The sequence below is a fragment of the Arthrobacter sp. 05L45_2 genome (assembly GCF_056397525.1).
Genome location: NZ_JBFTNO010000208.1, coordinates 1 through 5,595, shown reverse-complemented (window position 1 = coordinate 5,595; position 5,595 = coordinate 1). Strand labels below are relative to the sequence as shown.

The following is a 5,595-nucleotide window of genomic DNA, read 5'->3' as shown; positions in this document are numbered from 1 at the left end:
TTCTCGGGGTAGGGCACGTGGGCCTGGCCGCCGTAGTGGAACTCGGTCTCGTCGCGGGAGCCGCAGTTGGGGCAGGAAATAAGCAGCATGGCGTCTTCTTCTTTCTGGTGGGCGGCGGCTAGTGGGCCACGGCGGCGGCGCCGTGTTCGTCGATCAGTGCCCCGGTTTCGAAGCGCTCCAGCGCGAACGGCTTGTTCAGCTGGTGCGGTGTCCCGGTGGCGATGGTGTGGGCGAAGGTGAGCCCGGCCGCCGGGGTGGCCTTGAACCCGCCGGTTCCCCAGCCGCAGTTGACGAACATGTTCTCCACCGGGGTGGTGCCGACGATCGGGGACGCATCGAGGGTGGTGTCCACGATCCCGCCCCAGGTCCGGAGCACGTGGGCGCGGGCAAAGATGGGGAAGAGTTCGACGGCGGCGGCCATCTGGTGCTCGATCACGTGGAAGGACCCGCGCTGGCCATAGCCGTTGTAGGAGTCGACACCGGCGCCCATGACCAGTTCGCCCTTGTGGGCCTGGGAGACGTAGACGTGCACGTGGTTGGACATCACCACCGTGGGGTGGACCGGCTCGTGCAGCTCCGAGACGAGGGCCTGCAGCGGGTGGGACTGGATGGGCAGCCGGAAGCCGGCCATTTCCGCCAGGACGGAGCTGTGCCCGGCCGCGGCGAGGCCCACCTTTTCGGTCTGGATGGTGCCGCGGTTGGTCTTGACGCCCACCACCCGGTTGCCGTCCTTGACGAAGCCGGTGACCTCGCAGTTCTGGATGATGTCCACGCCCAGTTCGTCGCATTTGCGCGCGAACGCCCAGGCGACGTGGTCGTGCTTGGCGATGCCGGCCCGGGGCTGGTAGGTGGCGCCCATAACCGGGTAGCGGATGTTGTCGCTGATGTTCAGGATGGGGCAGAGTTCTTTGACCTGCTGCGGGTCCAGCCATTCGGCGTCGACGCCGTTGAGCTTGTTCGCCCCCACCCGGCGCATGCTCTCGCGGACGTCGCCGAGGGTGTGCGCCAGGTTCATCACCCCGCGCTGGCTGAACAGGAAGTCGTACTCCAGTTCCTCGGGCAGGATTTCCCAGAGCTTGAGCGCGTGCTCGTAGATGGCCGCGCTCTCGTCCCACAGGTAGTTGGAGCGGATGATGGTGGTGTTCCGGGCCATGTTGCCGCCGGCCAGCCAGCCTTTTTCCAGGACCGCGATGTTGGTCATGCCGTGGTTCTTTGCCAGGAAGTAGGCGGTAGCGAGGCCGTGGCCGCCGCCGCCGACAATCACGGCGTCGTAGGAGGACTTGGGCTCCGGGTTGCGCCAGAGGAAGTCCGGGTGCTCCGGAAGGTGGGGGGTGCTCACTGGGCAACTCCGTTCGTGGTGGTTCCGGAATCGCCGGAAAGGTTGGGGTACAGGGGGAATTTGTCGGCCAGGACCGTGACCCGGTCGCGGAGCAGGACGGCGGACTCCTCGGTGAGTTCGCCCTTGAGCGCCTCGGCGATGATGTCCGCGACCTCGGTGAATTCGGCCCGGCCGAATCCGCGGGTTGCCAGTGCCGGGGTGCCGATCCGGAGCCCGGAGGACACCATCGGCGGCCGGGGGTCGAACGGGACCGCGTTGCGGTTGACGGTGATGCCGATCCGGTGCAGGCGGTCCTCGCCCTGCTGGCCGTCCAGTTCCGAGCGGCGCAGGTCCACCAGGACCAGGTGGACGTCGGTTCCGCCACCGACGACGGAGATCCCGTAGTCCGCGACGTCCTGGGCGAGCAGCCGCTCGGCGAGGATCCTGGCGCCTTCGAGGGTGCGCTGCTGGCGGTCCTTGAAGTGGTCGCTGGCGGCGATCTTGAAGGACACGGCCTTCGCAGCGATCACGTGCTCCAGGGGGCCGCCCTGCTGGCCGGGGAAGACGGCGGAGTTGATCTTGCGGGCGAGGGCCTCGCGGCTGAGGATGACGCCGCCGCGGGGACCGCCGAGGGTTTTGTGCGTGGTGGTGGTCACGACGTCGGCGTACGGAACCGGGTTCGGGTGCAGGCCCGCGGCCACCAGCCCGGCGAAGTGGGCCATGTCCACCATCAGGTAGGCGCCCACCGCGTCGGCGATGCGGCGGAACTCGGCGAAGTCGAGCTGCCGGGTGTAGGCGGACCAGCCGGCCACGATCAGCCGGGGCCGGTGTTCGAGCGCCAGCGCCTCCACTTCGGCCATGTCCACAGTCATGTCGGATTCGCGCACGTGGTACGGAACAACGTTGTAGAGCTTGCCCGAGTAGTTGATCTTCATCCCGTGGGTCAGGTGCCCGCCATGGGCGAGGTCCAGCCCCATGATGGTGTCGCCTGGATCCAGCAGCGCGAACATGGCGGCGGCGTTCGCCTGCGCCCCGGAGTGCGGCTGGACATTCGCCGCCTCGGCGCCGAACAGGGCCTTGACCCGGTCAATGGCGAGCTGTTCGATCACGTCGACGTGTTCGCAGCCGCCGTAATAGCGCTTGCCCGGGTAGCCCTCCGCGTACTTGTTGGTCAGGACCGACCCCTGGGCCTCCATCACYGCCGTTGGTGCGAAGTTTTCCGAGGCGATCATTTCCAGCGTGGACTGCTGGCGCTCCAGCTCGCGGGCAATGGCGGATGCAATGTCCGCGTCCGCTTCAGCGAGTGAACCGGTGAGTGCTTCCAACATGAAATCTCCTTACGCAGTCGCCCATTGGCTGATCATCAACTGATCTAGGACTGATATATTAGCTGTAGTGGAATAGTATGTTGCAGATCACAGGACGTCAACAGTGGTGTTCGGGCCGGCCGTAATATGGCCTCCCGGCCTTAGGAGAAGGAACCCAGATGAGCATGGTGCTCGAGAATGAGCCCGCGGGAAGCCCCGAGCTGTCACTCGCTGACCGGGCGTACCAGCACCTGCGGGACAAGCTGATCATGCTGGAGATCCGTCCCGGCGAGGCGATCAACGAGGGCCAGCTTTCCGTTGAACTCGGCGTCGGCCGCACTCCCGTGCGGGAGGCGCTAAAGCGGCTGGAAGGTGACCACCTGGTGGTCTCGTATCCGCGCCGGGGGACGTTCGCCACCGTTGTGGACATCACCGAACTCGCGGACGTCTCCGACGTGCGGGAGCTGCTCGAACCCCTGGCGGCCCGCCGTGCTGCGGCGAACGCCAGTGCGGAGATGCGGGAGCAGCTGCGCCAGGTGGCGGAGGCAATTTCGGCCATCGATGCCCGGCCCGATGACAAGCGGGACCTGATGCGGTACGACCTCACGGTCCACCGGCTGATCTACCGCGCCGCCGGCAACCCGCACCTGGAAGACACCCTGATCCGCTTCGACAACCTGGCCACCCGGATCTGGTGCCTGGTCCTGGACAAGGTCCCGTCGGTGAAGGGCCACATCACCGAACACGTGAAGCTRCTCGAGGCCGTGGCCGACGGCGACGCGGAGCTGGCCGAAAAGCTGGCCTACGAACACGTCTCAAGATTCGAGAAGACCATCCGCAGCGTCCTTTAGGATCAGGGAGGCAGGTGCGTACCTGGTCCGTCCCCCGCAGCTTGGGGGCGGCCACCGGACCCGCCCACCCATGATCACCACCCCCCGGGGCAGCCAGTCCCCGGCCAGACCCTCGGAGCAGCCATGTTTGAAACAGCCGTGCGGGACGGCGTCGTCCTGAAGCCCCTTGAGACCTGGCATGCCGCCGAGTTTGCCGAGCACATGGGCAGGGCGCGGGAACATATCCGCCCGTGGGTGGGGCCTGCATTCGTCACCGACACCGTCGAGGGCGCCCGCGCCACCCTGCAACGCTACGCAACGGCAGCCGCCAACGACGGAGCGCGCATCTACGGGCTGTGGGACGACGGCAGGATCCTTGGGGGCGTGATGTTTGTGACGTTCGATCCCGTCTGGGGCATCTGCGAGATCGGCTGCTGGCTCGAACCCGACGCGGTGGGCCGCGGCCTCATCACGCGCTCGGTGGAACTGCTCATCGAGTGGGCCTTCGCCGAGCGGGGGATGTCCCGCGTCGAATGGCGGTGCCGCACCGACAACGACCGCAGCGTCGCCGTCGCGCAGCGGCTGCGTATGCATTCGGACGGGATTCTTCGCAGCAGCTGGGTCTACGACGGAAACCGTTACGACAAGGAAGTCTTTTCGATCCTCCGTGCCGAATGGGCTGCCGCGCAGCCTGCCGCGGCGAGCTAGCTCCGGCCGGGCGGAGTCGCGGCTGCCGCCGCCGCGGCAATGTGGATACTGAAGAGCCTGCCGGAGGTCCGCGGGTCCCCGCCCAGCAGCGCCTGGATCTTGCTGAGCCGCTTGTGCATGGTCTGCCGCTCAACGTTCAGCGCCACGGCCGAGGCCGTTGTGTTGCACCCCGAATCGAGCCAGCACAGGAGGGTGGCCAGCAGGGCCGTCCCGTGTTTCCGGTCCCACTCAAGCACCTCACCGAGTGCGGATTCGACGTAGGAGTCCAGAAAAGCAGGGTGCGGCACGGCGGAAAGAATCCGGCGGCCCAGGAAGTCCATGGCATCCAGGGCATCGCCGGCCCCGGGCGTGCCCAGCCGCATGACTTCCCGCGCCTCGATATAGGAGTCGTGCGCCCGGGCCCCGTCCGCGACGTTGGGGCCGAAGGCTGCGCAGGTGTCGGAATCCGCCAGGGCTTCCCGGGCGGCGCGGAGGAGCACTTCCCGGGCGGCCCGGGCGCCCTGGTGCGGCAGTGCCAGCAGCACCGCGCGCTCGCCGTCCCACAGGTGGGACTTCACCTGCACCCCGCGGACTTGCAGGGCGCGTTCGACGGCGGGGAATTTGGTGTCGCGTCCGGCGGTCCGGAATACCGCCACCATTGCCGCATGGCCGGGCTGGAGCCCGGCCTGCAGCCAGAGCCGCTGGAGGGAATCGGCATCACCGCCCTCGATCACCGCCTCCAGCAGGCGCGCTTCGGCCACCTGCGCGGGCGTCGGACGGAAGGCCTGCGAAAGCGCGACGGCCAGGATTCCGGACAGCCGTTCGGCGGCAAGCTCCAGCAGCATCGGATCGCCGGGGGAGCGGAGCGTCAGCTGGGCCGCGTGCTGGCCGCCGACGACGATGCCGGCTTCGGCGGCTGAGCCGCCTTCGGCGACGGGTTCCCCCGCGCGGCCCAGCAGCGATCCGTCCGGCGCGGCCAGTTCGACGTCGGCCTTCAACGCCGCCGCCACCAGCTCAAGGATGGTCGGAAGGTGGGGGCCCTTGTCCGTGATCAGCCGCGCGATCCGCCTGGAGAGGTCATCAACCACCAGGTGGGCGGCCGCCTGCTCGTTGACCACCATGCGGTTGACCGCCTCGGCGATGTCCACGAAGGGTGCCACGGCGCGCAGTTCGATCAGCGGCAGCCCGTGGGTGTTGGCGGCCGCCACCAGTGCCTCCGGCAGGGGTGCCAGCTGTCCCGCGGTCTGCAGGGCGAGGGCCGCAATGTGCCGGGCCGCGAGGCTCCGGACGTAGGCCTCCTGCTCCTCGGCAGGCAGCGCCAGCAGCGACTCCCCGCCGGAGAGCAGCAGTTCCCCGCCGCGCAGGAGCGGGGCGATCTCCAGCACCTCGCTCGAGTGCACCCAGCGGACGGTCCGTTCCAGGGTCCCGGGCAGGTTGCTGCGCACCAGCGGGC

6 protein-coding genes are annotated in these 5,595 nt (G+C 68.2%); 2 read left to right on the top strand and 4 right to left on the bottom strand.

Features of this window, described 5'->3' with window-relative positions:
* The 3 genes from AC1DHD_RS13780 to glyA form a co-directional block, all read right to left on the bottom strand.
* A partial coding sequence (locus AC1DHD_RS13780) for a sarcosine oxidase subunit delta (protein WP_476880259.1) occupies positions 1–89 on the bottom strand: 89 nt, incomplete at its 3' end.
* Between the two features lie 29 nt (positions 90–118).
* The gene (locus AC1DHD_RS13775; RefSeq protein WP_476880258.1) at positions 119–1,339 is read right to left on the bottom strand and encodes a sarcosine oxidase subunit beta family protein; all 1,221 of its coding nucleotides are present in this window, start codon (positions 1,337–1,339) and stop codon (positions 119–121) included.
* Entirely contained in the window at positions 1,336–2,646 is a 1,311-nt protein-coding gene (glyA, locus tag AC1DHD_RS13770) for a serine hydroxymethyltransferase (RefSeq protein ID WP_476880257.1), read from the bottom strand. Before glyA ends, AC1DHD_RS13775 begins: the two co-directional genes overlap by 4 nt.
* Before the next feature lie 158 nt (positions 2,647–2,804).
* Here glyA and AC1DHD_RS13765 point away from each other — a divergent pair, with 158 nt between their 5' ends.
* Together AC1DHD_RS13765 and AC1DHD_RS13760 are read left to right on the top strand one after the other, a co-directional pair.
* Complete coding sequence (locus AC1DHD_RS13765) at positions 2,805–3,476, top strand: GntR family transcriptional regulator (RefSeq protein WP_476880256.1); 672 nt, start codon at positions 2,805–2,807, stop codon at positions 3,474–3,476.
* Between the two features lie 123 nt (positions 3,477–3,599).
* The gene (locus tag AC1DHD_RS13760; RefSeq protein ID WP_476880255.1) at positions 3,600–4,163 is read left to right on the top strand and encodes a GNAT family N-acetyltransferase; all 564 of its coding nucleotides are present in this window, start codon (positions 3,600–3,602) and stop codon (positions 4,161–4,163) included.
* Here AC1DHD_RS13760 and AC1DHD_RS13755 read toward each other — a convergent pair.
* Positions 4,160–5,595: helix-turn-helix domain-containing protein (locus tag AC1DHD_RS13755; protein ID WP_476880254.1), on the bottom strand; the 1,436-nt coding region annotated here is incomplete at its 5' end. The genes AC1DHD_RS13760 and AC1DHD_RS13755 overlap by 4 nt on opposite strands.

Bases quoted from the DNA above. Each gene is read 5' to 3' on its own strand.
- AC1DHD_RS13760 (WP_476880255.1), top strand. From the start codon at position 3,600: ATGTTTGAAACAGCCGTGCGGGACGGCGTCGTCCTGAAGCCCCTTGAG.